This window comes from Dongia rigui (genome assembly GCF_034044635.1).
GTDB classification, from domain to species: domain Bacteria; phylum Pseudomonadota; class Alphaproteobacteria; order Dongiales; family Dongiaceae; genus Dongia; species Dongia rigui.
In genome coordinates this window covers 795,400-822,369 of record NZ_JAXCLX010000001.1, presented here as the reverse complement: position 1 = coordinate 822,369, position 26,970 = coordinate 795,400, and the positions used below count along the sequence as shown (strand labels likewise).

Sequence of the window (26,970 nt, the reverse complement as noted above, 5' to 3'; positions counted from 1 at the left end):
TTGGCAGAAAGAATCCGCCACGCCGCTCGCCAGCCCGATTCTCTAAGCCGCCCGCCGCGCCAGCCGAGCCTTGATCGAGGCGACGTCGGCGCGGGGCGTCGCCGCAAAGAGGGTCTTGGTATAGGCGTGTTGCGGGTTTCCAAAGACCGCATCGCGGGTGCCGTATTCCACTGCCTCGCCGAAATACATCACCATCACCTCGTCGGCGATGTAACGCACCACCGACAGGTCGTGGCTGATGAAGACATAGGTGAGGTTGAACTCGTCCTGGAGGTCGGCCAGCAGGTTCAGGACCTGGGCCTGGACCGAGAGATCGAGCGCTGAGACTGGCTCGTCGAGGACCAGCAGCTTGGGATTGAGCATGAGCGCGCGGGCAATCGCGATGCGCTGTCGCTGCCCACCGGAGAACATGTGCGGGTAGCGGTTGAAATGCTCCGCCTGCAGGCCGACTTTTTTGAGCATTTCCGCCGCCCGGTCGTCGCGCTCGGATTTGGACATGCTGGTGTTGATGAGGAGCGGCTCGCCCAGCACATCGCCCACCTTCTTGCGCGGGTTGAGGGAACCGTAGGGGTTCTGAAAGACGATCTGAACTTTACGTCGCAACTCTGGCGTGATGCCGTCCTTGACCATGTCGATCTTCACACCATCGATCATGAATTCGCCACCCGTGGGCGATTCGATCATGGTGATCATGCGGGCGAGGGTGGACTTGCCGCAGCCGCTCTCACCGACGACGGCCAGAGTCTTGCCACGTTCGACGTCGAAGCTGACGCCCTTCACCGCATGAATCGTGCGGGCGGGAGAGAACAGGCCGCCGCCCAAGCGGTATTCGCGCTTCAGATCCCGTGCTGCGAGGATGACGTCGCTCATCGCGTTTCTCCCGAGGCAAGAGCGGGGGCGGGCGTGAATTCCTCCATCAACCCGGCGATGGTCGGCAGGCGGTCGCCGACGGCATTTTCGGGCAAGGCGGAGAGGAGGGCTCGGGTGTAGTTGCTCTGCGGGTTCTCGAAGAGCGACAGCACGTCGGCTTCTTCCATCTTGCGGCCCTTATACTGGACGATGACGCGGTCGGCCGTCTCGGCGACGACACCCATATTGTGGGTGATCATGATGAGGCCCATGCCATGCTCGGCCTGCAGGCGCATGAGCAGTTCGAGGATCTGGTTCTGGATCGTGACGTCGAGTGCCGTCGTCGGTTCGTCGGCGATGAGGAGCTTGGGGTTGCAGGAGAGCGCCATCGCGATCATCACGCGCTGACACTGGCCGCCTGACATCTGGTGCGGGTAGGCGGCAAGTCGCGCCGCCGGATCCGGAATGCCGACCTGCGTCAGCAATTCGATGGCACGGGCACGGCGTGCCTTGCGGTCCATCTTCAGGTGCAGCCGCAGCGTCTCCTCGATCTGGAAACCGACGGTGAAACACGGGTTGAGGCTGGCAACGGGTTCCTGGAAGATCATCGCCACGTCCTTGCCGATGATCCGGCGCCGCTCGGCCGGCGTGATCTTCAGCAAGTCTTGGCCGGCAAAGGTCATGCGGTCTGCCGTCACCTTGGCGGTCCAGGGCAGCAGGCCCATCACAGCCAGCATCGAAACGGATTTGCCAGAGCCGCTTTCGCCGACGATCGCCAAGACCTCGCGCTCATGGACGCTGAGCGTGATGCCGTCGACGGCACGGAACCAGCCGGTCGCGGTCTGGAACTCGACGACGAGGTTCTGGATGTCGAGGAGGGCCATGGTCACGACCTCTTCAGCTTGGGGTCGAGGGCATCGCGCAGCCCGTCGCCCATGACATTGATGGCCAGCACGGTGATGAGAATGGCAAGGCCCGGGAAGGTCACGACCCAGGGTGCCCGCTGCAGGAACTTCAGGCTGTCGGCCAGCATGGTGCCCCATTCCGGTGTCGGCGCCTGGGCGCCCAACCCCAGGAAGCCGAGCGCTGCTGCATCGAGGATCGCGGTCGAGAAGGAGAGCGTCGCCTGGATAATGAGCGGCGCCATGCAATTGGGCAGCACGGTATCCAGCATCAGGCGTGTGGTCGACGCACCAGCGACGCGGGATGCCGTCACATATTCCTTGGAGAGTTCGGTGATGACGGCGGCGCGCGTGAGGCGCGCGTAATGCGGCACATAGGTGATGGCGACGGCGATCATCGCGTTGAGGAGGCTTGGGCCTAGGATCGCGACGATCACAATCGACAGCAGTAGGCTGGGGACGGCCATCACAATGTCCATAAGGCGCATGATGCCGATATCGACCGGGCCGCGGTAGAAGCCGGCAAAGAGGCCGAAGCCGATGCCAAGTGCCAGCGACAAGGTCACAACAATGGTGCCGATGATAAGTGACAGGCGCGCACCGAAAATGAGGCGCGAGAGCACGTCTCGGCCGACGTCGTCGGTTCCGAGCGGAAACGCCCAGGATCCGCCCTCGGCCCAGGCCGGCGGCTGCAGGAAGTTCTCGCGGAACTGCTCGATCGGGCTGTGCGGGGCGACGATATCGGCGAAGACGGCGACGAATACCAGCACGACCAGGACGGCAAGGCCGGCCATGGCACCGCGGTTGGCGCGCAGCGACAGCCACACTTCGCGGGTCGGCGAAATGAGATGGGGAGCATCAACTGCCTTCTGGGCGGCTTTGTCGGCTGGGGTGGCGGCGGATTGAGACATATCGGTCACCCTCAACGCTTATGACGGATGCGCGGATTGATCAGCCCATAGAGCAGATCGACCCCGAGATTGATCGTCATGACGAGGGTGGCGATCAGGAGCACGCCGCCTTGCAGGGCGGGGTAGTCGCGGCGGTTGATGCTTTCGACCAGCCACTTGCCGATGCCCGGCCAGGAGAAGGTGGTCTCTGTCAGGATAGCACCCGCCATCAGCGTGCCGACCTGTAGGCCGATGACCGTGACGACGGGGATGAGCGCGTTGCGGAGCGCGTGTACACCGACCACACGCCAGGCAGACAGGCCCTTGGCGCGGGCGGTGCGGATATAGTCTTCGCCCAGCACTTCCAGCATCGCGGAGCGCGTCATGCGCGCGATCACGGCCAGCGGAATGGTACCGAGTACGATGGTCGGCAGGATGAGATGCGAAAGGGCGGATTTCACGGCGCCTTCCTCCCCGCTCATGATCGCGTCATAGATCATGAAGCCGGAGGTGCCTTCGAAGAAGAAGTCGTTGCCGATACGGCCGGAGACGGGTGTCCAGCCAAGGCTCACCGAGAAGGTCAGAATGAGCAGCAGGCCCCACCAGAAGATCGGCATGGAATAGCCGGTAAGGGATACGCCCATGATGGTGTAGTCGACGGCGGAGCCGCGCTTCATCGCGGCGATCACCCCGGCTGGAAGGCCGATCGTGATGGCGAGCATGATGGCGAAGAATGAAAGTTCCAGGGTGGCTGGGAAGAGCGTGAAAAATTCGTCCAGAACCGGGCGGTGCGTGACGACAGAGATGCCGAGATCGCCCTGAAGAACGCCGCCCACATAATCGAAGAACTGTACGTAGAACGGCCGGTCGAGGCCCATGTCGTGGAGCAGCTGCGCGTGGCGCTCAGGAGAGATGCCGCGTTCGCCGACGCGTACTTCGACCGGGTCGCCCGGGACCAGGCGGATCAGGATGAAGGCCAGGAAGACGATTCCGAGGAAGGTCGGAATGACGAGACTGGCGCGGGTCAGCAGAAAACGGATCATGGGAGACTATATCACAAAAAAAACGAGCGGCGGGGAGTGTTCACTCCCCGCCGCTCATGGTTGATAGCTGCTTATTCGTCGATATCGACGCCTTCGAAGATATGGGTGCCCAGCGGGTGGATCTTGTAACCCTTAACCTTCTTGCTCATCGGCATGTAGACGACCGAGTGGGCGATCGGAACCCAGGGGGCCTGATCGTGGAAGATCACCTGCGCCTGCTTGTAAAGCTCGGTGCGCTTGGCGACATCGGCGGTCGCCGCCGCTTCGTCGATCAGCTTGGTGAAGTCTTCGTTGCACCACTTGGCGATGTTCTGACCGCCTTCACGCGCCGAGCCGCAAGAAAGCAGCACGCCCATGAAGTTGTCGGGATCGCCGTTGTCGCCGGTCCAGCCCAGCATACCCGTCTGGTGCTCGCCCGCCTGCAGACGCTTGCGATACTCGCCCCACTCGTAGGTCTTGAGCTCGGCCGTGACGCCGATCTTGGCGAGATCCGCCTGCATCAACTCGGCCACTTTCTTGGCGTCCGGGTTGTAGGGACGCTGCACCGGCATGTACCAGAGGTCGATCGAGAGGTCCTTCACGCCGGCTTCGGCGAGGAGGGCCTTGGCCTTTTCCGGATCATACGGATAAGGCTCGACCGCATCGTTATACGACCAGATGGTCGGCGGAATCGGGTTCTTCGCCGGCTGGCCGGCGCCCTGATAGACCGCCTTCACGATCGCGTCCTTGTCGAACGCCATGTTGAAAGCCTGGCGGACCTTCACATTGTCGAACGGCGCCTTCTTCACATTGAGGGCGAGGTAGCCGACATTGAGGCCTTCCTGTTCCTGAACGTTGAGGTTCGGATCGGCCTTCAGCTTCTCGATGTCGGCCGGACCCGGATAAGGCGCAATGTCGCACTCGCCGGCGATCAGCTTGGCGGTACGGACGGCCTGGTCCGGGGTGATGGCGAAGACCAGCTTGTCGATCGGCTGCTTGCCGCGGAAGTAGTTGGCGTTGGCCTTGTAAAGGATGCGGGCGTCCTTTTCATAGGCTTGCCAGATGAACGGCCCGGTGCCGATCGGTTCCTGGTCGACGCGTTCGGGCGTGCCGGCCTTCAGCATCGCGTCCATGTATTCCTTGGAATGAATGGCAGCGAAGTCCATCGCCAGATTGGCAATGAAGGGCGCGTTGGGCTTGGTCAGCGTGAACTTCACCGTCAGATCGTCGACCTTGTCGATCGACTTGAGGAGGTCCGGCATGCCCATGTCGTTGAAGTAGTCATAGGCGCCGCCGGAAACCTTGGCATACGCGTCATCCGCTTTCCACATGCGGTTGAAGGAGGTGATCACATCGTCCGCGTTGAAATCACGCGTCGGCGAGAAATCCTTGCGGGCGTGGAACTTGACACCTTCTTGCAGGTGGAAGGTGTAGGTCAAGCCGTCATCCGACACTTCCCAGGACTTGGCGAGGCCCGGCTTGACGTTGGTGGTGCCGGGTTCGAATTCGACCAGACGATTGAAGATCGGGTAAGCCGTATCGAAGCTGGTGCCGGTGGTGTTGATCTGCGGGTTGAAGTTCTCGGGGCTACCTTCCGAGCAATAGACGAGTGTCTTGGCTTGCGCCGCGGCGGCGCCGAAGCCAACGACAAGCGCTGCGGCCGCGACGGCCCCAAGCAGGCGATGTTTCATCTGGATTCTCCCAAATATAAAGCAGTGGCAGGACAGCCCACATTTGATGGCCCCATCTGTTAGTTAATTAAGGGGCTGCCTTGAGGAAAACCGTAAGCGGTATGAAAGTCCGAAGTCAACGACGCGCTTGACCGTATGGTTACAATTCCGGCGCCCGTCCGGCGCATCCGGCCAATCGCAGGGCCTTGCCGACCAATTGCCGGGGACGCAAGCAATGTCTCCACACGGCGCCAAAGGTTAACCCGCAGCTTGACCCGACCCGTTGCCCAAGGGCATCGTCCGAGCCATGAAACTCAGCCCCGATTCCCCGATCCCCGCCCCCTTTGTGAGCCTCGGCCAGAGGGTTCTGCCCGAATGGATCGATGGCAATGACCATATGAATGTGGGCTTTTACCTGCGTGCCTTTGATCAGGGCTTCGACACGACTTATGAGGCGCTTGGTCTCGGCTACGATCTTATCGAAACGCGCGGCTTCTCGACCATGACGGTCGATACGCACGTCTCCTATCACCGCGAACTGTTGCTGGACGCACCGCTGCGCATCACCTGCCAACTGGTCGATTGCGATCGCAAGCGCGCGCATTGGATACAGGCAATGTACCACGCCGAGGAGGGCTATCTGGCGGCGACCGCCGAATGGCTCATCCTCTTCATCGATATGAGCAAACGGAAAGTCGGCAGCATGCCCGACGACATCTTTGTCCAGATGGAGCGGGTGAAGGCGGCGCACGCGTCGTTGGCGCTGCCGGTACCACTCGGACGAACGATCTCGATCAGCAATCGGCGCGGCTGATCGCCGCGACGGCTCGTTATTGGCCGGCGACGGCTTTCAGTTCTTCGAGCAGGGCCGGGGTCGCCGCACCGTCCTCCGGCAGGCCAGCCGCCTGCTGATAGCTGCGAATGGCCTCGGCGGTGGCCTCGTCCATGACGCCATCCTGCGGTCCCGGGGCAAACCCCAGATCGGCGAGCAGTTTTTCGATTTGTTGCACCTGGGCGCTGGCCGATGGGGCGTCGCTCACATCGCTCGGGGCGCCGACGTCGTGCCAAATATAGAGGGTCAGTCCAACGGCGACAGCGAGCACCGCGGCCACGACCCCAAAGCTCACCATCAGGCGCTTGGCTTCGGCCCTGGCGCCATCTTCCTCGCGCCGCATGCTGGACGAAAAGCGATCGGCCGGGCTGACCTTCACACCAGGCCTCTGGCTCCGCACCTCGTCCATCCGCCAATACTCCCGCTGATCCCCAAAAACCCATGCGGCGGAGCATAGGTGCCGGTGCCATCAGAGGCAAGATTCGCAAGACCGGAATATGTCCCAAAAGATGTGTCGGGGGGGGCGTTTTTTGGCACTCTGCGGCCCTTTTTCGCGACCAGCAGACGGCACTTCTACGCTGCTTGCTCTTCCCCGGCACTTTCCCTATGTTACGCCCGCCGCGCGACCGGGGATCCCCCGTCGCCAGCAGGATTGGGGCGTAGCCAAGCGGTAAGGCAGCGGTTTTTGGTACCGCCATTCCCAGGTTCGATCCCTGGCGCCCCAGCCACCTTTCCCAAGGTTCAATTTTCGAGCGTCCGAGCGAGACAGCGTCCGCCGGTCAGGCGCACCGGGCGCCGGTCGATGCGTCGAAGAAGTGCTGCTTGTCGGCGCGGGGTTTGAGATCGATCTCGGCGCCACGGACGATGTTCGGGCGGTCGGTGAAGAGGGCCGTCAGCACAAGCTGCCCAGCCATCCCGGTGACGAGTGTCGCATGCCCGGTTGTCTCCACGGCCGTCACACGCATGCCGATCGCGCCCGCGGTGCCGGGCGGCACGAGGTCGAGATGTTCCGGCCGCACACCCCACACGATGTCGCCGTCGAGTCCAGCGGGTGCCGGCACGTGAACATGGGTGCCGAGAGTGATCGTGCCATCCAGCGCCTCGCCCTTCAGCAGGTTCATCGCTGGCGATCCGATGAAGCCGGCGACGAAGACATTGGCCGGCTTGTCATAAAGCTCTAGAGGGGCACCGGCCTGCTCCAGACGACCGGCACGCAATACGACGATGCGGTCAGCCATCGTCATCGCCTCGACCTGGTCATGGGTGACGAAGATGGAGGTCGAATGCAGGCGGTCGTGGAGCCCACGGATTTCCGCACGCATCTGCACGCGCAAGGCGGCGTCCAGATTCGACAATGGCTCGTCGAACAGGAAGACCGCCGGATGCCGCACGATCGCCCGTCCCATCGCCACCCGCTGCCGCTGGCCGCCGGACAATTGCTTGGGCAGGCGGTCGAGATAGTCGGTGAGGCCCAGGATGGCGGCGGCCTCCGCAATTCGGGCGTCGATTTCGGCCTTCGGCGCCTTCCGGACCTTGAGCGAGAAGCTCATATTCTCGCGGACGTTCATGTGCGGATAGAGCGCGTAGTTCTGGAACACCATGGCAAGGTCGCGTTCCGCCGGCTCCAGATCGTTGACGACACGGCCGGCAATCGAAATCGTGCCGCCGTTGATGTCCTCAAGCCCCGCAATCATGCGCAGCATGGTGGATTTGCCGCAACCCGAGGGGCCGACGAGTGCCACAAATTCACCGTCGGCCACATCGATGGAGACGTCGTGCAGCACCTGCATGCCGTCATAGTGCTTGATCACGTTCTTGAGCGAAACCTGGGCCATATCGTCACTCTTTCGGCGCGGGCGTAGCGCTTGCGTTCATTGCAGGACCACGACTTTGGAAAGGTGGCGCGGCTGGGCGGTGTCGACATTCTTCTGGTTGGCGACACGCTCACCGAGAAGTTGCAGCGCCGGGAACAGTTCCAGCGCCCGCGCCGGACCCTTTTGCGCCAAAGGGATCGATAGATCGCCAGGTCCGCCCAGGCCGATGACCTTGGCGCCCATGGCCTGCACTTCCTTGGCAACCTTGGCTTCGTCCGCCAGCGTATCCTCGGAATAGAGCATGACGACGACGGATTTGTCGTCGATCAGGCTGATTGGTCCGTGGCGATATTCGAGCGGATGAAAGGCCTGGCTGAAGGTGATCGACATCTCCTGCAGTTTCAAGCAGCCCTCGGTCGCCATGCCATAGAGCGTCCCGGCGCCGAGATAGACGAAATGCGAGCGCCCCTTGATCAGCGGCACGACGCCTTCCGCCGCACGCAGGACGGCTTCGCCTTCCGCAACGGTGCCCATTTTCACGCCCGCCATGCGCAGGCCGGCCAGCAGCATCAGCGAGGCGGAGACCGTCATCACGATCCCTTCTTGCGGGTGGGTCGGAAGATAGACGGCCGTGTCGGCGATCTTCAGCAGTGTCGTATCCGGTTCGCAGGAGATGGCGATCGTCTGCAATCCAGCCTGCTTTGATGCCTCGATCGCCTGGACCGTCTCGGTCGTGGTGCCGGAGCGGGACAGGCCGATGACGACGGCATCCTCCCGATCGGCGAGATACTGGTCCATGCGGCGTGCCCATTCGGCGCCGGGCACCGCGATGGCATTGCGCCCGTTCATGTTGAACGCCGTCGCGATTGCCTGGGCGAGGTAGAATGACGTCCCGCAGCCCGTCACCACGACCGATTTGCCTGGCAGTTCGGGCAGGGCCGTGGCCAGCGCCTTTTCCCAGAAGGGGAACTGCTCTTTGATCACTTTCTCGGTCAGATTCATTCTCTTCATTTTCCTCTATTTGCTCGCGCCGGCCATCAGGCCCTGCACGAGGAAGCGGTTCAGAAAGATCACCAACAGGACGGGCGGCACGATCGCAAGGATGCCGGCGGCGTTCATCAGGCCGTAATCGACATAATTGCGCGTGACGAATTCCGGGATGAGGACGGTCAGCGGCTTGGTCGCCAATGTCGGCGAGAAGACAAGCGGCACCATGAACTGGCCCCAGGCGGAAAGGAAGGTGAGGATCGCCGCCGCGACAAGCCCCGGCCCAGCCAGCGGCAGCACGATGCGCACCAGCGTATAGAGCTTGGAGGCGCCATCGAGCCAGGCCGCCTCCTCGAGGGACAGTGGCATCGACTGATAGAAACTGCGCATCAGCCACAAAGCCAGGGGCAGAAAGGCCGAAACATAGATGAGTGTCACGCCGACATAAGTGTCGACCAGCCCGGCGGCGATCATGATCCGGTAGAGCGGGATCATCACCGTATAGGCCGGCACGCCCAGCGTTGCGACAACCAGAACGAACATCGAATCGCGCCCGGGAAATCGCAGGCGGACGAAGGCCCAGGCGCCGAAGGCAGCGATGATCACCGTGACGATGGTGGCGGCCAGCGACGTCAACAGGCTGTTGATGAAGGCGCGGGAGAATTGCGGCCAGACCGATTGCACCTCGTTGCCCTGGCTGGTCGACGTGGCGCCAAAAAGCTTGGCGTAATGCTCGAAGGTCATATGTTCGGGCCACAGACGCAGCTGGTCGCTGACCAGGGCATTGGGCGGCGTCACGGAGGTCACAAGCGACCAATAGACCGGGCCCAGCGACCAGACGAGCAGCGTCGCCACCGCAAGATAGAGACCGAGGCGGCGCATCAATCGAACCTCGTTTCCCGATAGACGCGGAAGACATAGATGGCCGAGACCGCCAATGAGGCGACCATCGCCAGGATGGAGAGCGCCATGCCCAGCGAGAATTTCATGTTCTGGAAGGCCGCCATATAGACCTGCACCATGATGCTGCGGGTGCCCAGCGAACTGCCATTCAATATCCAGGCTTCGTCGAACAGGTTGAAGGCAAAGACGGTCGACTGGCACAGCGCAATCGCGAGGCCGCTGGATATGAGCGGCAATGTGACGGAGGTGAATTGGCGCCAGGGCGAGGCACCGTCGAGCCGTGCCGCCTCATAAAGATTGGCGGGAATGGATTGCAGGGCCGCCAGCAAAATGATGGCGGTGAGTGGCAGCATGCGCCAGGCATGCACGACCGAAATCAACAGCAGACCGGTCAAGCGGTCGTTGAACCAGACCTGGTTCTCCGAGATCAATCCGGCAGCCCGAAGCAGGCCGTTGAGGAGGCCGTAGCTCGGATTGTAGATCCACAGCCAGATGATGGCATTGATCACGGGCGGCAGGCACCAGGGCAGCACCACTGCAGCGAGGAGCCATTTGCGGCCACGCTTGACATTGTGCAACACCAGAGCGGCGCCCAGCCCACCCAGCGTCTCGATGGCTACTGCCACCAGCACATAGATGAAGGTGTTGAGCCAACTCTGCAGGACATTGCTGTCCACCATCAGGTTGACATAGTTCTTGAGGCCGACGAAGGGCGTGCCCGGCTTCATCGGTTCGATACGAAAGAAACTGTCGATAACGGTAATGACCAGGGGCAGGAGAACCAGCCCGCCCATGATCACAATCGTGGGTGCCGAGAGGCCCAGCCCGAGCCGTGCCTCCCGTCCCCATAACAGACGCTTCTCGATGAAGCGGTGCGGCATTACTGCCGCGCCTCCTCAGCCGCAGCCGCGATGGCAGCGACCGCCTGATCGACCGTCACTTCGCCCTTGGCAGCGGCATTGAGATTGGTAGCGACGGCCGCCGAGAATTCCGGATACCAGCCGGGCGCGCCACCGACGAACAGCGGCTCCACGACGGCAGCCTGTGCGATCAAGACATCACCCTGCTTAAGCTTGCCTTCCTTGTTGAGCTTGTCGAGCACCGAGATGCGTGTCGGCAGGTTGCCGAGCTTCACATAGTTGTCGACCATGGTGTCGGGGTCGAGCATCCAGTTGATGAAGGCATGGGCTGTTTCCTTGTCCTTGGCGGAAACCGGGACACCCAGCGCACCCGGCAGGCCGATGGTGCGCGATTTGCCATCGACATTCGGCACCAGGGCGGCCGCCGTATCATCGGCAACCTGCGACTTCGTTGCGTCGGTATAGACCGCGAGATTGCCGGCCCAACCGGCGACATCGAAGGTGATCTTGCCCGCTTTGAACAGTTCCTGGATCTCGACATCCTTGAGCGAGGTCGAGGCGGGATCGATCAGTCCGTCCTTCAAGGCGCTGATCTCGAATGCCATTGCCTTGTAGCCGGCGCTACCGGGATCGACGAAGAGCGGCTTGAACTCCGCGTCGAACAACTCGCCGCCGAAGGCCTTGGTGAGCAGATACCAGGCCGTGGCCGAGCCTTCGGTCGCCGAGAGCGGCAAGCCGATCGGATATGCGACGCCGGCCTTTTCCTTGACGGCCTTTGCATCCGCCAGCAATTCGTCCGGCGTCTTCGGTGCTTCTCCGATACCGGCCTTTGCGAGGTGGCCCTTGTTGTAGATCAGGACGCGGAAGTCGTTGTTGTAGGGAACACCTATCAGCTTGCCGTCATAGGTGAAGATGGAGGTCGTCGGCAGGTCCTTCTTCAGATCGTCGGAGAGGATGCCGGACAGGTCATCATACCAGCCGGCGCTGCCGAATTGGCCGACCCAGGACCAATCCATTTCCGTGGCCGAGGCCGGTGCGGTATTCGCCACCATCGAGGTGACGATCTTGGTCCGGATCTCGTCCCAGCCCAGGGTCTGGATATCGAGCGTGCCCTTGGTTTTCTCGGTGTACTTGTCGGTCATGTCCTTCGGCAGCGTAACCCAGGGCGGCAGCAGGACGGAAAGCGGTTCCGCTGCGATCACGGCAAGCGGCAGGGCCGCGGCGAGAGCGACGGCAACGGGGAACAATGCGCGATGTTTCATTCTTTCGTCTCCCTTGAGGTTTATTGTTGAAGCGAAGTAGCAAGCGATTGGATGAAGCGGTTGTCGGCCTCCCAGCCCGCCAAACCGGCTGCACGCCACAGGGCGCCACCCAAAGGCGACAAGATCGGCCTTTGGGGTTGACCCAACAATCGGGCCGTTTCCTGCAGAATCGTGGGCGAGCGGAAGACGCTGCCGGCATGAGACCAGGCGAGTGTCGGTCGCGCGAATTTGCGCCGGACGGCATCGGCGTGACGCGCGAGATGGGCGGCTGCGGCCGTGAGCACGCCGACAGCATCTCGATCGCCGGCATTGGCCGCCTTGCTCACTGTCTCGGCAAGGGCTGCATAGGCAGCGCGGGCACCTTGCTGGGTGTAGGCCCAATCGATCAGGTGCTGCGGACCGACGCCGCAAGCGTCGAGGATCGCCTTGGCCAAGGATGGTGCCGAGATGCGCCCATCGAGGCTCTGCGAGGCCAAAGAAAGCGCCTCGCGCCCGATCCAATAGGCCGAGCCTTCATCGCCGAAGGCTTCACCCCAGCCGCCAACCCTGGTGCTTTCGCCCCTGATCTTGGCCCAGGCCATGCTGCCGGTGCCAGCCAGTATCAGGACGCCTTCACTGCCCAGAAACGCACCGTCATAGGCGATTTCGACGTCGTTAAGCACCAGATGCGGGGCAGAGATAACGGTCTTTGCCGCTTGCAGCTGTGCCTCGGTAATCGCCGGCACTTCGCCGTGAAACGGCAGGCCGATCGCAGCGGCGGCCGGCGCTTCAGCACCACAGAGGGTGGCGACGGCTGCGGTGAGATCGCTCGCCCAATGCGCGCGGGCAATCGGGTCGAAGCCAGGCCCGGCCCAGCGCTGCAGGATTCGCCCCGACTCGTCGGCGATCGCCGCCACCGTCTTGCTGCCACCTGCATCCAGGCCCAGGACGATGGCCATCAGCCGACATCCTCGTCCAATCGCCCGGCGCGGTGCAATCGTGCCCCAGCCGTTTCAACGCGCTCCGCCCATTCAGCCGAGATCGCATCGTCGGTCACCACCTCATGCATGTCCGACAGAGACGCCACGCGGTAAGTCAGGCGCTGGCCGAACTTGCCGGAATCGGCGAGAAGAACGCGCTGTTCGGCACGTGACAGCATCACGGCATTGAGGCGCGCCTCACTCTCGTCGATCGAACTCAGGAAACAGTCATCGGCAATGGCGCCGGCGCCCAGGAACAATTGCTTGAACCACAAGCGGTCCAGCATTTCTTCGGCAAGTGGGCCGACGACCGAGGAATTCTCCTTGCGCAGCTGGCCACCGAGGAGGGTCATCTTGACCCCCGCGACATCGATCAGCATCTGCGCCGCCGGCAGGCAATTCGTGAAGACGTTGAGTGGCAGGGGATTGAGGCGGATGCGGCGGGCGAGTTGCAGGACCGTCGTACCGGAATCGAGGAAGATCGACGACCCTGGCTGCAGCATGTCGTAGGCCACATCGCCGATCGCCCGCTTGGCTGGCAGCGCATGGGCTTCGCGCTGCTCGAACGCCACTTCGACTTCGAACTGATCTGCAAGACGCGCACCGCCATGGGTGCGAACCACCACGCCTTGCCCCTCCAACGCGACCAAGTCGCGGCGCAGAGTCGGGACCGACGCGCCAACGGCCGCAGCGATCGCGGTAATCGACGACGCCCCGTTCGAGAACAGGAACTGGCGGATAGCTTGGCTACGGTCGATTTTCATCCAGCTGCCCAGTTGGTGATCAAGTTTGGTCAAAATTTGCAGCCAAAAGAACTATTGTCAATCATATTTCTGATCGATATTGATTGAATTGACGCTGTCAGGGAGACCCAAATGTCGACGAAAGCACTGCTGGCGCTGCCGCAGCTTCACCGCCAAGGCGTGCAGGCCGGCATTACCTCGGTCTGCTCGGCGCATCCGGCGGTCATCCGCGCGGCGCTGGAACTCGGGCGCGATCTGGGACAGCCGGTGCTGATTGAAGCGACGTGTAACCAGGTCAACCAGGATGGCGGCTATACCGGAATGACGCCGGTCGATTTCCGCCGGTTCGTCGAGGGGATCGCGGATGCAACCGGTTTCGATCGAAGCCATCTGATTCTGGGCGGCGATCATCTCGGACCCAATCCGTGGAAGCATTTGCCGGCAGACCAGGCCATGGCCAAGGCACAGGCAATGGTCGCTGGCTACGCCGCAGCCGGCTTTGAAAAGATCCATCTCGATTGCTCGATGGGCTGTGCCGGCGACCCGATCGCCCTCGATGACGCAACGACAGCGCGACGCGCGGCGCAACTTGCCGCGGTGAGCGAGGCGCAAAGCGCCGTGCCGCCAGTCTATGTCGTCGGCACGGAAGTGCCGGTGCCCGGCGGTGCGCTTGAAGAGGTAGCGGCCCTTGAAGTGACATCCCCAGAAGCCGCCCGGACCACCGTCGAGGTGCATCGGTCTGTTTTCGAGGCACACGGTCTGCAAGCGGCACTTTCACGCGTCATCGGCCTTGTCGTCCAGCCAGGCGTCGAATTCGGCAATCAGAATGTGGTCGCCTATGTCCCAGCGGCAGCGGCGGCCCTGTCGCAAAGTCTGCAACAGTTGCCGCACCTGGTGTTCGAGGCCCATTCGACCGACTATCAGACACCGCAAGCGCTGCGCGCCCTGGTGCGGGATGGCTTTGCCATTCTCAAGGTCGGTCCCGGCCTTACTTTCGCCCTCAGGGAAGCGCTTTATGGTCTCGATTTGATTGCCGCCCAGCGTGACAACGCATCACCCACACTGCAGCCGGCAATGGAAGCGCTGATGACTGCCGAGCCGGCTCACTGGGAGAAATACTATCCCGGAACGGCGGGCGAGCAGCGCCTTCAGCGCCATTACAGCTATTCTGACCGCATCCGCTATTACTGGGCGCATCCCGTGGCGCAGAAGGCCGTGGCCGCGCTAATGGCGCGACTGGGCGATGCCGCGTTGCCGGAGACGCTCATCAGCCAGTACCTGGCGGCGGCTTGGCCGGAAGTCATGTCCGGCGTCACGCGACCCACCGCACCGGCCTTGGTGCAGGCGGCAATCCGGCGTGTGCTTAAAAGCTATGCCGCGGCGTGTTTACCGGATGCCGCCGGCTGACGCTACCGGGCGGCTTGGTCGGGAATTTGGTGGCGCAGGCGGTATTCGCGCCAGAAGGTGAAGATGCCGGCGGCGACGACGATGATGGAGCCGGCCAGGATGTTCCAGGTCAATGTCTCGCCATAGAGCAGAACGCCGAACAGTGACGCGTAGACGAGGCCAAGATAGCTGATCGGCTGCGCCGCCGATGCGTCGAGCAATTCATAGGCGCGGATCACCAGGTAGTGGCCGGTCATGCCGGTGACGCAGAGAAGGGCCATCCATGCCTTGTCCCAGCCTTCGAGGCTGGTCCAGAAAAACGGACCGACAAGTGTTGCTGTCGCGGCGCCCGCGACGCCGATATAGAAGAAGCTGGTTGCCGGTGTGTCGGTGCGGCTCACCAGCCGGGTCGCGATCAGATAGATCGCATACATGAAGCAGCAGACGACGGGCAGAAGCAGCCAGAGATCGAGGAAGCCGCCGGCATCGGGCTTGAGGATGAGCAGAACGCCGATCAGCCCAACGATGATCGCCGACCAGCGTCGCCAGCCGACATGCTCGCCGAGCAGCGGGATCGACAGCAAGGTCACGACCAGTGGCGTCGCCGACAGGACGGCGGTCGAATGTGCGAGGCCCGCATGGGCAAAGGACGTGATGACGATCATGATTTCCGTCGCCAGCAGCACGCCGCGCATGATCTGGAGCACCGGCCGCGTCGTCTGTGCCGCTGCCCTGAGACCGCCGGGCCGGCGCGAGGCAATCAGAATGCAGAAGGCGCCGAATGCCCAATAACGGATCATGGTGATGAAGATCGGCGGGTAATGGTCGCCGAGATGCTTAGAAACGGCATCCTGGAACGAGAAGATCGTCGTTGCCGCGAGGGCGAAAAGGTAGCCGTGAGCCTTGGATTTCATGCTCATTTTCTAGCCGCGAAACCGGGATTAGACCATAGCCCCGGCTGCGTGCCGCCTATGTCGAAATGACTGGGCGCGGAGTCGGCGTCAGCCAATGCGGCGGCGCGCTGGCCGCCATCCCGGTGATCGCGGCCGTGGCGCATTGCGCCAGACTGCCGAACCGGACGGCACGCTTGGAGAGGCCAGGGGCATAATGCGCGTACTTGCCGGAATTGGTCATCAATACCCTGGCCGCCGGTGGAAAGACGGGTTCCGAGATCGAACACCAGCAGAGGTCGGGAACGATCTTCACCCCCGCTGTTTCGAGAATCGCCGCCGTACCATCCGACCGGATGGCGTCTAGAGTCGCGCGGCCGAGCGTCACGATCGCCGCGACGTCTGCGTGCACGTTGCAGCCAGACATCAGCGCGGCAAAGGCTTTGCACTCGGCATGGGAGAAATGCGGGCTGCCGAGCGCCACGAGATCGACCTTCGCTGGGGCGGCATTAAACCGGTCCCACAGCTTGGCGAAATCCTCCGCGCTGATCCGCACGGTCGCGGCATTTGCGGCAACGGGCAGATCGGCTTCCGGCGTCACGCCGGCAATGTGCAGCATGGGTGCCGCGGAAGTCGTGCCGAACGCCCCGCACAGCGCCTTCAAATCATCTTCCGACGGCGCGCTGGCATCGAGCCCGCGGATCAACGGAATGCGGTCCGGCGCCGCCTGACCAGCCAACCAGCCGAGCATCGGCCAGAAGGCATCGTCGATCCGGGCTGGAAGATCGACCGCGATGACCACCCCTGCTGCGCGGTTCTGTTCGATATAGACGCCGGATCGTGGCGCCCGGCCGGTGAGGGCGATGCACAAATCCAAGAAGTCCGGGTGCTTGACCGTGCGCGCGCCGAGAACACTGTTGGCATAGATGACAGCGTTGGATTCCGCCCACGCAATGTCCTCGCCCTTGGCCGGCTTGTCGGCCAGCAGATAGGGCGCGCAGGTGAAACTCGGACGCGCGCCCATCTCGACATAGGCATCGGCAAGGCCGCTCGCCGGGCCGCCGAAACGCTCATCGACACCTTGCCGACGCCAATTGGCATGATCGACCGAGATCGCATTCATCGTCGTCGGCACGCGCACCCTGCCGCCCATATCCGCCATTTTGCGCGCGAAGGTGAGAAAGGCTGGTGCGGCGTAGATGCAGCCATCGATATGGACGCGGCTCACGTCGGTAAGGCGTTCGGCACCCTGGGCTGCGGCCATGGCGCAGACGATTTCCATGGCTGTTCGTGCTGCGACACCGTCGCGGCCGCTTAGCACAGCGCGGTCATCCACTGTCAGGGAGACATCCGTGGCCGATACCGGCGTCAGATCCCATGTCAGCGCGCCGGCCGACAATGTGGTGGGCGTCATCGATGCCATGGTCGCGCGCGCGAGGGCGGCGTAGTCGTTGCCGGTCAGGCGCAGGACCGCAATTTTCCGGCCGAACAGGCGATCGGCGACGAGCGCGCCCAGCGTCAGGACGTCCTCGGCCTCACGAAAGATGAATGCCGCCGGTGCCAGGCCGGCGAGGGCAAGATCGAGCAGAACGCCGCTGCCACTGCAGGAACCGCGGCTGGTCGGCATCATGACAATGCGCCCGGCCAGCGATTGGCCATGCTGTGGATGATGGGCATCGACGATGACGCCCGTGGTGGCATCGACTCCGCCCCAGAAGCTCAGCCCCTCCTCACAGACGAGGAGGGGGGCGGTGACCGTGCCGGAGATGATAACGCTTGCCATCGGTGCTCTTTCGCGCGTCAACCTGGTAGATCCAGTCGATCCTTGCGGTTTTGCGCGGAATTCCGGGCCGTCGTCAAGCTTGCTGCTGACCATCCGGACCAGCCCCGATCAGGTCAGTTGCACGTTCTCGTCATTGATCAGGGTGGTGAGGTTGAGGCCGCTGACGCCGGTCAACGTTGCGACATCGACGAAATTGCTGCCATTGATGGCGCCGTCGACATCGACCTGAACGATGGTATCGCTGCCCACGCCCAGCAAGCGAACGAAATCGAGTTCGTCCGACGTGCCGTCGACAAACCCCACCAGCAGGTCGCGGATATTGAGGTGATCGCCATTCGTCCCGGTCTCAAAATCGGTGATGGTATCGCCCGCTTCTTCGATCTTCTGCCAGGCATAAGTGTCGGAGCCACTGCCACCGGTCAACGTATCGTGGCCCAAGCCGCCGATCAGCGTGTCGCCGTCGCTGTCGCCATAAAGATTATCATCGCCCTTGCCGCCGATCAGCGTGTCGCCGCCCGATCCGCCCGCGAGCGTATCGTTGCCTTCGCCGCCGTCGAGCCTGTTTGCGCCGATCGAACCGGTGAGTGAATCGCCGAACACGGAGCCGATGACGTTCTCGAAATTGAATAGAAGGTCGCCAGCCGCATGCCCGCCGGAATTGTGCGAGTTGTCGCTGAGATCGACAGTGACGGCGGTCGAATCCGCGTAACTGGCAGTGTCGGTGCCATCACCGCCATTGAGCGTATCCGCGCCCAAGCCGCCATTGATGACGTTGTTGCCGCTATTGCCGGTCAACGTGTCGGCGTGGGTCGACCCGATCAGGTTTTCGATATCGACCAGGGTATCGCCGGTCGCGTCGCCGCCGGAGATCTTGGTGCTGTCGCTGAGGTCGATCGTAATCGAGCCGGTCGAACTGGCATAGCTCGCCGTATCCGATCCGGACCCGCCATTGAGAATGTCGGCGCCGATGCCACCCTCAAGGACGTTATCGCTACCGTCGCCGGTCAGCTTGTCGTTGAAACTGGATCCGGTCAGGTTTTCGACGCTGTAGAGCATGTCGCCCGCAGCATCGCCGGTGCTGACCTGGACCGATTTGGTGAGATTGACCGTTACGCCTGCCGTGGAGCCGAGATAGTTGGCGACATCGATGCCGTCGCCACCATCCAGCGTGTCGGCGCCAGCGCCACCGCTCAGCACGTCGTTGCCATCTCCCCCCTGCAGGAAATCGTTGCCAGCCGCTCCATTCAGCACGTCATTGCCAAGTTCGCCCGCCAACTGATTGGCCTTGGCATCGCCGCTCAGCGTGTCCGCGTATGCGGAACCGAGCAGGTTTTCGATATTGGCGAGAATGTCGCCGGCGGCGTCGCCGGCACTCACCTGGGCGGCCAAATTCGCAAGATCGACCGTGACGCCAACCGAGGCGTTGGTATAGGCCGCGAAGTCGTTGCCGTCGCCGCCATTGATCTTGTCGGCACCGGCGCCGCCTTCGATGATGTTCTCCCCCGCATCGCCGGTTAGGACATCGGCATTGGCCGATCCCGTCAGGTTTTCGATGCCGGACAATACGTCACCCGACGCGTCACCTGCACTGATCTGTGCGGTCAGCAACGCCAAATTGACCGTCACGCCAACTGCGGAACTGCCATAGGCCGCCGTATCGCTGCCAAAGCCGCCTTCGATGACATCGGCTCCAGCGCCGCCTTCAAAGGCATTGTCGAGGACGCTGCCGATCAAATGATCCTTGAACGATGATCCGATCACTGCCTCGATATCGACCAGCCTGTCGCCGGCGCCGTCACCGGCACTGCTCTGCACCGTCGTCAGGCCGAGGTCGATGGTGACCGCCGCGGTCGAGCCGGCATAGCTTGCGGTATCCCAGCCGATACCGCCGTCGATCAAGTCGCCGCCGGCGCCGCCTGCCAGAATGTCGTTGCCATCGCCGCCGCGCAGCGTGTCGTTGCCGGCCAGCGCCTTCAGATAGTCATTGCCCGCGCCGCCGATCAGCAGGTTGACATTGTTGTCGCCCAGCAGGCTGTCGGCAAAGGCTGAGCCCGTCAGGTTCTCGATGCCAGAGAGCACGTCGCCAGCCGCATCGCCGCCGGCGTTATTGCCGTTATTGGTCAAATCGACCGTGACGCATTCGCTGGATTGGGCATAGTCGGCGGTGTCGATGCCGCCGCCCCCGGCCAGCGTGTCGGCGCCTTTGCCGCCAATCAGCGTATTGGCACCGGCATCGCCGGTGAGGATGTCATCGAAGCGCGACCCTTCCAGATTCTCTATGCCGGAAAGAATGTCGCCCGAAGCTTCGCCGGCACTGGTCTGGGGGCCGGTCAAGGTCAGGTTGACCGTCACGCCGACATCGGATTCGGCATAGCTTGCCATGTCAATGCCGCTGCCGCCGGCCATCGTATCGGCACCGCTTCCGCCGGCGAGCAGATCGTTACCGCCGCCGCCCGTCAAAATGTCGTCGGCTGTGCCGCCATAGGCTGACAAGGCGCCGACCGTCTCGGCAGCGCCATTGAGGATCAGCTTGTCGCCAATCAGGCCGCGCCCATCGACCCGAAGCCCTTGCGTGTTGGTAGCGTTATTGAGGACCAATTCGTAGTCGGACCCGGAATCCTCCAGCAGGATGGTCTCGACGTTGACCATGGTCGTCGTGCCGAAGGCGAGGCCACCGGAATAGTCACCCTTGAGGCGCAGCACATCCGCACCGGCACCACCGTCGATGTGATCGGCCGCGGTCATCTTGTCGGCCATGATGATCGTGTCGGTGCCATCGCCACCCAGCAGGGTGTCGATCCCGGCGCCGGCCAGCAGCGTATCGTTGCCGGTGCCGCCAGAGAGTGTGTCGTTGCCGTCACCGCCCTCCAGGCGGTCGGCACCGGCACCGCCGGTCAGCATGTCTGCGCCCTTGCCGCCAGTCAGCAGATCGTTGCCGCCGCCGCCAGTGAGGATATCGGCCGCGGTGCCGCCGATGGCGGTCAGCGCTCCGGACTGTTCTGCGGCACCATTGACGATCAACCTGCTGCTGCCAGTCAGCACAGAGCCGTCGACCGTCAATGTCTGGACGTTGTTTGCATCGTTGAGGATCAGGTTGTAGCTGTTGCCGTCGGCGACGTCGATCTTCTCGACATTAATCATGGTAAGGGCGCCGAACGACAGGCCTTGCGAATAGTCGCCGTCCAGCGTGACGGTATCGAAATCCTGCCCGCCATCGATCTTGTCGAGCGACGTCAAGTCATCGCCCATAACCAAGGTATCGTTGCTGCCACCGCCCAGCAGCGTGTCGGCGCCATAGCCGGCCACCAATGTGTCGGCCCCGGCCCTGCCATCGAGGATATTGCCGTTGCCGTCACCAACCAGCGTGTCGGCATAGATTGAGCCAGTGAGGTTCTCGATGTTTTTCAAGGTATCGCCGGCGGCATCGCCACCGGCATTGTTCGTATCGTCATTGAGGTCGACGGTGACGAGTGCGGACGATTTGCTGTAATCCGCCGTGTCGATGCCGTCGCCGCCGTTCAGCGTGTCGGCACCAAGGCCGCCAGTTAGGATGTTGGCATCCTTGTTGCCGGTCAACACATCGTCGAAATCCGAGCCGCGCAGGTTCTCGATCGTGGCCAGGATGTCGCCCGAGGCATCGCCGGCGCTGATCTGGGCCGTCAGGCGCGACAGGTCGACCGTCACGCCCACTGCCGAATCCTCATAGCTGACGAGGTCGATGCCGCCGCCGCCGGTCAGTTTGTCGGCGCCGGCGCCACCGATCAGCAGATCGTCGACATTGCCGCCGGTCAACAGGTCGTTGCCGGTGCCGCCCTTAAGGGTCAACGAGCTTTCACCTTCGGCAGAACCGATCACGGTAAGGCTGTTGGTTCCGGTGAGTGCGCTGCCGTCGACGGTCAAGCCGACGAAGCCATCGACAAGCCGTCCGAAGGTGTTGGTCGCGTTGCTGAGCGTCAGCTTGTAACTGTCGCCGTCGCCAAGGACAAAGGTCTCGACATTCTTGACGGTCTCCGTGCCCAGCACGATGCCGGTTGCATAGACGGCACTGGCAGAAAGCGTCATTGAATCTATGCCGCTGCCACCATCTACCTTGTCCTGGGCTGTCAGATTGCCGCCCAGAACCAGGGTGTCGGCACTGTCGCCACCGTCCAGGATGTCGATGCCGGTGCCGGCGATCAGTGTGTCGAAGCCGCCCCCGCCGATGAGGACATCATTGCCGCCGCCGCCATCCAGCGTGTCATCGCCTTTGCTGCCATCAATACGATTGGCATTGCCGTCGCCGACGAGGTGGTCGGAATAGATCGACCCGATGAGATTCTCGATATTGACCAGGGTGTCACCGGCCGCCTCGCCGCCGGCATTCTGGCTGTTGTCGCTGAGGTTTACCGTGACGCCTGCCTTCGAGCGGTCGTAGCTTGCGGTATCGATTCCGGCGCCGCCATCCAGGCTATCGGCCCCCAAGCCGCCCAGCAGGATATTGACGCCGCTATTGCCGGTCAGTGTGTCGGCATGATCGGAGCCCAACACATTTTCCATCGATACCAGGATGTCGCCCGATGCGTCGCCAGTGCTGATCTGCGCGGTGGACAGCGACAGATTGACGGTCACGCCGGTAGCGGAAAGATAGTAGCTGGCGGTATCGTTGCCATTGCCCCCCGTCAGCTTGTCCGCACCCGCACCACCATCGAGATAGTCGCCGCCACCACCACCGGTCAGCACATCATTCCCGGCACCGCCTCTGGCGTCGAGGGCGCTCTCGATTTCGCCGGAGCCGATCAGCGTCAGGCTGTTGGTACCGGTCAGATCAAGGCCAAGGACATGCAGGCCGCCGGTGAGTTTATCCTCGACATGGTCATAGACGATCTGGCCGAAAGTATTCGTCGTATTGTTCAGCGTCAGCTTGTAACTGCCACCATCATAGAAGTAGATATTTTCGGTATTGATAAGTGTCGTGGCACCCAAGGTGATCCCGGCAACGTAGGTGCTGCTGGCCGATAGGGCGACGACGTCGCGCAGGCCGCCGCCGCCGTCGATCTTGTCCAGCGCCGTCAATTCACCCAGGAAATAGATTTCGTCGTCGTCGCTGCCCGCATTGACGGTGTCGATCCCGCTGCCGGCGTAGATGTAGTCGACACCAGAACCGCCGATCAGCACGTCGTTCCCCGCGCCGCCCCGGAGTATGTCGGCACCGTCGCCACCATCGAGAATATTGGCGTTGCTGTCGCCAGTGAGATCGTCGCCCTTGGCCGTGCCGACGACATTCTCGACGCCGGTCAGAATGTCGCCGGCCGCGTCGCCGCCGGCATTGGCGCCGCTATTCGTCAGATTGACCGTGACGGCGTCAACCGATCCGGCATAGTTCGCCGTATCGATGCCGAGCCCGCCGTCCATCGTGTCAGCGCCGATATCGCCGATCAGCATGTCGTTGCCGGTGCCGCCGACCAGGATGTTGTTTTCGTCGTTGCCTTGGAGGACATCGTTGAAGTTGGATCCGGTCAGGTTCTCGATACCGGAAAGAACGTCGCCGGCGCCATCGCCCGAACCGCCTTGCGGTCCGAGGATATTGAGATCGATGCTGACGCCCGCCAGGGAGCCGGTGTAAAGGGCCGTATCATTGCCGTCACCGCCGATGATTCTGTCGGCACCGGCGCCGCCTTTGAGGATGTCGTCGCCCAAGCCGCCATCGAGTTGGTTGGCCTTGGCATCGCCGGTCAGGGTGTCGGCGAAATCGCTGCCGACGATGTTCTCGATACCGCTGAGCTTGTCGCCGGCCGCTTCGCCAGCGCTGACCTGCGCCGTGAGGACAGTGAGATTGATCGTCACCCCGGCTGCCGAATTATTGTATTTGACCGTATCGTTGCCGTTACCGCCCGTCAGGACGTCTGCGCCAATTCCACCGGTCAGGGTGTCGTCGCCGCCACCGCCGATCAGCGTGTCGTTGCCGGCGCCGCCAAGCGCGATCAGGCTTGCCGACAGTTCGGCGGCACCACTCGTCCACAGCGTGTTCTTCCCCGTGAGCAGGCTACCATCGACTTGGAGGTTGGTGCTGTTGGTGGCGTCGTTGAACGTGAATCTGTAGCTGCCGCCGTCGGAGAGGTCGATCTCTTCGACACTTTTCATGGTGGTGGCGCTGAAGGTGATGCCGGCGGCATAGGCGGCGCTGGCGGTCAGCTGCAGCTTATCATAGTCGTCGCCGCCATCGATCTTGTCGGCGGCAGTGAGATTGCCATCCAGTACGAAGGTGTCGTCACCAGCGCGGCCCAACAGGGTGTCGATGCCAAGACCCGCCGTGATCGTGTCATTGCCGACGCCGCCATCGAGCACATTGGCGTTGGCGTCACCGACAAGGATGTCGTCGAAGGCGGAACCGACGACGCCTTCGATGTCGGCTGCCAACACATCGCCCGACGCTTCGCCGGCACTTGTCTGCGCAACGCCGTCCTGGCCGAGGTCCACCGTCACGCCAGCGGCCGAATCGGTATAGGCGACGAGATCGATACCGGCGCCGCCGATCATGGTGTCGGCACCCAGACCGCCGGTCAGGATATTGGCACCGCTGTTCCCGGTCAGTGCATCGTCGTGATCCGAACCGCGCAGGTTCTCGATGGCCGAGAGTATGTCGCCGGCGGCATCGCCAGCACCGCCTTGTGCCGTGAGGACCGCTAGGTTGACCGTGACGCCGGCGGCGGAGCCCGCATAGCTTGCCGTATCATTGCCAAGGCCGCCGGTCAGCTTGTCGGCACCCACACCGCCTTCGAGAATATCGTCGACCCTGCCGCCGGTGAAATTATCGTTGCCGGCGCCGCCGATCAGCTTGAAGGCGCTTTCGATCTCGGCTGATCCGACCAGGGTGAGCGCATTCGTGCCGGTGAGAGCGCTGCCATCGACGGTAAGCCCGCCTGTGTTGCTGGCATTGCTCAGCGTCAGCTTGTAGCTGTTGCCGTCAGTGAGAGCGACAACTTCAGTGTTGGTCAGCGTCGTGTCATTGAAGACGATCCCCGTCGCATAGCTTGCGCTGGCGGCAAGGATCAGCGTATCGGTGCCGGCGCCGCCATCGATCTTGTCGAGTGCATTGAGGCCGCTGCCCTGGTCGATCGTGTCGTTGCCGGCGCCACCCAGCAGGATGTCATTGCCGCCGCCGCCACTCAGCGTGTCGTCGCCGAGGCCACCCAGGAGTTGATTGGCGCTGCCATCGCCGACCAGCGTGTCGCCGTAATCGGAACCGAGCACGATCTCGATTTCCGCGAGCTGGTCGCCGGCTGCGTCACCGGCATTGTTGCCGGGCGCGGTCAAATCGACCGTGACGGCTGCCGTGGCTGCAGCATAGCTGGCGGTGTCGATGCCGCCCTTGCCGACCATCGTGTCGGCACCGCCGCCACCGATGAAGAAGTCGTTGCCGCCGCCGCCAGTCAGTGAATCATCGCCGGCACCACCGATGGCCGTGAGCGTGTTGCTGGTTTCCGCCGCGGCGTTGAGAATCAGCCCGTGGCCGGCGCCCAGCGCCGCCGCGTTGACCGTCAGGCTGGCGGCATTGGTCGCGTTGTTGAGGGTGATCTGGTAGTCATTGCCATCTGCCACTGTGATCGTTTCGATGGCCAGCACTGTCGTCGCATTGAAAGTGACGCCGCTGCTGTAATCGCCGTCGAGCTGCAGGGTATCGAGCCCGATGCCGCCATTGACCTTGTCGGCTGCCGTCAGATTGCCGTTCAGGACGAAGATGTCGTTGCCGCCATTGCCGACCAGCGTGTCGATGCCGGCACCTGCGGTCAGGATGTCGTTACCGGTGCCGCCGGTCAGCATGTCATCACCAGCGCCGCCGATGGCCACCAGCGGCATCAGCAACTCAGCAGCGCCGTTTACCGTCAGATTGTCGCCAGCGCCAAGGGTACTGCCATCGACCGTGAAGCCCCAGACATTGGTGGCATCGGCGAGCGTCAGCTTGTAATCGAACCCGGCGCCAAGCGTTACCCGCTCGATATTGTAATAGCCGACCGACATGCCGGTGGCATAATTGCCGCTCAGCGACAGCGTGTCCTCGCCATCGCCGCCATCCAGCTTGTCTGCGGTCGTCCAGCTGGCACCCATGACGAAAGTGTCGTCACCGTCACCGCCAACCATGGTGTCGTTGCCGCCGCCACTGACGAGCAGATCGTCCCCGGCGCCACCTTCCAGCCGGTTGGCTGCGGCCGTACCGCTCAGCGTGTCGCCATAGCTCGACCCGATCAGGTCTTCGATACCCTGCAGCACATCGCCGCTGCCGTCGCCGGTGCCGCCTTGGGCGCCGGCAAGAGTGAGGTCGATGGTGACGCCCTGGCTGGAATCGGCATAATTGGCGACATCGATGCCCAAGCCACCCGTCAGGCTATCGGCCCCGTCGCCGCCAGTCAGCACGTCATTCCCGCCGCCCCCGATCAGCGTGTCCATGCCGGCGCCGCCGGTGGCGATGAGCGGGCTGGATTTTTCGGCGCTGCCATCCAGGTACAAGCTGTTCCCGCTACCCAGCGCGCTGCCGTCTACCGTCAGCGTCGTGGCATTGGTGGCATTGTCGAGGACGAACTTATAATCGTGCCCCGCCGCAAGCTCGATGCGCTCGACAGCGATCATGGTCGCTGCGGCGAAGGTGACGCCCGCCGAATAGTCGCCATTGAGGCGCAGCGTGTCATTGCCGATGCCGCCGTCGATCCGGTCGGCTGCCGTCAGGTATTGGGCGAGCACCAGCACATCATCGCCGGCACCACCCCTCAGCGTATCGACGCCGTCGCCACTGACCAGACGGTTGGGGCCGCTATTGCCTGTGAGGACGTTGTCGAGATCGTTGCCGATGGCGGCGCGCGATGCCGTCCCCGTGAGGGTGAGGTTCTCGACATTGTCGGGCAAGGCATAGGTGATGGAACTGTTGACGAGGTCGGTGCCGGCGGACGCGGCCTCGGTGACCTTATCGCCGCTGTGATTGACGGTATAAGTATCGTTGCCGGCCAGGCCAGCCAGCGAATCCGCCTGCAGCGTGCCCACCAGAATGTCGTTGCCAGCGGTCCCCGTAACCGTCGCCATTCAATGCCCCCACATGCCGTCGCCTTGTTGCCTGATCATGGACGAGCGTGAAGGCGGCCCTAATCCGTCAACAATCGAACGACTATGACCCGCACAAATTGAAGAATTACTTAACTATGGCGACCTCTGGGCAGGGGTCAACGCCTTATTATATATCAATATTTTAT

At 62.7% G+C, this 26,970-nt stretch carries 18 protein-coding genes and 1 tRNA gene; 3 read left to right on the top strand and 16 right to left on the bottom strand.

Annotated elements, in window-relative coordinates; all coding sequences use genetic code 11:
- Nucleotides 1-42: 42 nt before the first annotated feature.
- The 5 genes from SMD31_RS03740 to SMD31_RS03720 form a co-directional block, all read right to left on the bottom strand.
- Entirely contained in the window at nt 43-870 is an 828-nt protein-coding gene (locus tag SMD31_RS03740; RefSeq protein ID WP_320499382.1) for a dipeptide ABC transporter ATP-binding protein, read from the bottom strand.
- Entirely contained in the window at nt 867-1,733 is an 867-nt protein-coding gene (locus SMD31_RS03735) for an ABC transporter ATP-binding protein (RefSeq protein ID WP_320499381.1), read from the bottom strand. The genes SMD31_RS03740 and SMD31_RS03735 overlap by 4 nt, the downstream gene beginning before the upstream one ends.
- A gap of 2 nt (nt 1,734-1,735) precedes the next feature.
- Entirely contained in the window at nt 1,736-2,662 is a 927-nt protein-coding gene (locus tag SMD31_RS03730; RefSeq protein ID WP_320499380.1) for an ABC transporter permease subunit, read from the bottom strand.
- A gap of 11 nt (nt 2,663-2,673) precedes the next feature.
- A complete protein-coding gene (locus SMD31_RS03725; RefSeq protein WP_320499379.1) occupies nt 2,674-3,684 on the bottom strand; it encodes an ABC transporter permease subunit in 1,011 nt (336 codons plus the stop codon).
- 71 nt (nt 3,685-3,755) lie between these two features.
- Nucleotides 3,756-5,354: an ABC transporter substrate-binding protein gene (locus tag SMD31_RS03720; RefSeq protein ID WP_320499378.1), complete on the bottom strand. Its 1,599-nt coding sequence runs from the start codon at nt 5,352-5,354 to the stop codon at nt 3,756-3,758.
- A 286-nt stretch (nt 5,355-5,640) separates the two neighbouring features.
- Between SMD31_RS03720 and SMD31_RS03715 the strand changes: the two genes are divergently transcribed.
- Nucleotides 5,641-6,147, top strand: a complete 507-nt coding sequence (locus SMD31_RS03715) for a thioesterase family protein (RefSeq protein ID WP_320499377.1) — start codon at nt 5,641-5,643, stop codon at nt 6,145-6,147.
- Nucleotides 6,148-6,163: 16 nt separating this feature from the next.
- On the opposite strand, the gene SMD31_RS03710 is transcribed toward SMD31_RS03715, so the two are convergent.
- Complete coding sequence (locus SMD31_RS03710; protein WP_320499376.1) at nt 6,164-6,574, bottom strand: peptidoglycan-binding domain-containing protein; 411 nt, start codon at nt 6,572-6,574, stop codon at nt 6,164-6,166.
- Nucleotides 6,575-6,818: 244 nt separating this feature from the next.
- Between SMD31_RS03710 and SMD31_RS03705 the strand changes: the two genes are divergently transcribed.
- Nucleotides 6,819-6,893 (top strand) — tRNA-Gln (locus SMD31_RS03705).
- A gap of 51 nt (nt 6,894-6,944) precedes the next feature.
- Here SMD31_RS03705 and SMD31_RS03700 read toward each other — a convergent pair.
- From SMD31_RS03700 to SMD31_RS03670, 7 genes are read right to left on the bottom strand one after another with little or no spacing between them, the layout of a single operon-like run.
- Nucleotides 6,945-8,000 carry an ABC transporter ATP-binding protein gene (locus tag SMD31_RS03700; RefSeq protein ID WP_320499375.1) on the bottom strand — a complete coding sequence of 352 codons (1,056 nt, stop codon included), beginning with the start codon at nt 7,998-8,000 and terminating at the stop codon, nt 6,945-6,947.
- A 36-nt stretch (nt 8,001-8,036) separates the two neighbouring features.
- On the bottom strand, nt 8,037-8,990 hold the full coding sequence (locus SMD31_RS03695; protein ID WP_320499374.1) for an SIS domain-containing protein: 954 nt from the start codon (nt 8,988-8,990) through the stop codon (nt 8,037-8,039).
- A gap of 6 nt (nt 8,991-8,996) precedes the next feature.
- Nucleotides 8,997-9,848, bottom strand: coding sequence for a carbohydrate ABC transporter permease (locus tag SMD31_RS03690; RefSeq protein ID WP_320499373.1), 852 nt, complete (start codon nt 9,846-9,848; stop codon nt 8,997-8,999).
- Nucleotides 9,848-10,750: a carbohydrate ABC transporter permease gene (locus tag SMD31_RS03685; RefSeq protein WP_320499372.1), complete on the bottom strand. Its 903-nt coding sequence runs from the start codon at nt 10,748-10,750 to the stop codon at nt 9,848-9,850. The genes SMD31_RS03690 and SMD31_RS03685 overlap by 1 nt, the downstream gene beginning before the upstream one ends.
- Nucleotides 10,750-11,991, bottom strand: a complete 1,242-nt coding sequence (locus SMD31_RS03680; RefSeq protein WP_320499371.1) for an extracellular solute-binding protein — start codon at nt 11,989-11,991, stop codon at nt 10,750-10,752. Before SMD31_RS03680 ends, SMD31_RS03685 begins: the two co-directional genes overlap by 1 nt.
- Nucleotides 11,992-12,011: 20 nt before the next feature.
- The gene (locus tag SMD31_RS03675; protein WP_320499370.1) at nt 12,012-12,929 is read right to left on the bottom strand and encodes an N-acetylglucosamine kinase; all 918 of its coding nucleotides are present in this window, start codon (nt 12,927-12,929) and stop codon (nt 12,012-12,014) included.
- A complete protein-coding gene (locus tag SMD31_RS03670) occupies nt 12,929-13,714 on the bottom strand; it encodes a DeoR/GlpR family DNA-binding transcription regulator (RefSeq protein ID WP_320499369.1) in 786 nt (261 codons plus the stop codon). Before SMD31_RS03670 ends, SMD31_RS03675 begins: the two co-directional genes overlap by 1 nt.
- Nucleotides 13,715-13,825: 111 nt before the next feature.
- Here SMD31_RS03670 and SMD31_RS03665 point away from each other — a divergent pair, with 111 nt between their 5' ends.
- Nucleotides 13,826-15,100 carry a D-tagatose-bisphosphate aldolase, class II, non-catalytic subunit gene (locus tag SMD31_RS03665; protein ID WP_320499368.1) on the top strand — a complete coding sequence of 425 codons (1,275 nt, stop codon included), beginning with the start codon at nt 13,826-13,828 and terminating at the stop codon, nt 15,098-15,100.
- A gap of 2 nt (nt 15,101-15,102) precedes the next feature.
- Here SMD31_RS03665 and SMD31_RS03660 read toward each other — a convergent pair whose 3' ends face one another.
- From SMD31_RS03660 to SMD31_RS03650, 3 genes are all read right to left on the bottom strand, one after another.
- Nucleotides 15,103-15,993 carry a DMT family transporter gene (locus SMD31_RS03660; protein ID WP_320499367.1) on the bottom strand — a complete coding sequence of 297 codons (891 nt, stop codon included), beginning with the start codon at nt 15,991-15,993 and terminating at the stop codon, nt 15,103-15,105.
- Between the two features lie 55 nt (nt 15,994-16,048).
- Nucleotides 16,049-17,752 (bottom strand): cis-3-hydroxy-L-proline dehydratase, encoded by a 1,704-nt coding sequence (gene lhpI, locus SMD31_RS03655; protein ID WP_320499366.1) that lies wholly within the window; start codon nt 17,750-17,752, stop codon nt 16,049-16,051.
- A gap of 108 nt (nt 17,753-17,860) precedes the next feature.
- Nucleotides 17,861-26,803 carry a type I secretion C-terminal target domain-containing protein gene (locus SMD31_RS03650; RefSeq protein WP_320499365.1) on the bottom strand — a complete coding sequence of 2,981 codons (8,943 nt, stop codon included), beginning with the start codon at nt 26,801-26,803 and terminating at the stop codon, nt 17,861-17,863.
- Between the last annotated feature and the right edge of the window lie 167 nt (nt 26,804-26,970).